The following is a 254-nucleotide window of genomic DNA, read 5'->3' on the forward strand; positions in this document are numbered from 1 at the left end:
CAAACAGCGTTAATCACCCTGATGGCCCATATCGGTAGTTTCGTACCAGCGGAGAAAATGACGACGTCATTAATCGACCGTATTTTCACCCGGATTGGCGCATCCGATGATTTAGCATCAGGTCGCTCTACCTTTATGGTAGAAATGACAGAGACAGCGAACATTTTACATAATGCCACCGCTAATAGCTTGGTATTGATGGATGAAATTGGACGCGGTACCAGTACCTACGACGGTTTATCATTAGCCTGGGC

Annotated in this window: 1 protein-coding gene; it reads left to right on the forward strand. The window is 46.5% G+C overall.

Features of this window, described 5'->3' with window-relative positions; genetic code table 11:
• Positions 1–254, forward strand: a 254-nt coding sequence (locus tag MTCD1_RS19730) for a MutS-related protein (protein WP_438819308.1), incomplete at both ends; no start/stop codon positions are given.

Source organism: Colwellia marinimaniae, assembly GCF_002207865.1.
Classification (GTDB): domain Bacteria; phylum Pseudomonadota; class Gammaproteobacteria; order Enterobacterales; family Alteromonadaceae; genus Colwellia; species Colwellia marinimaniae.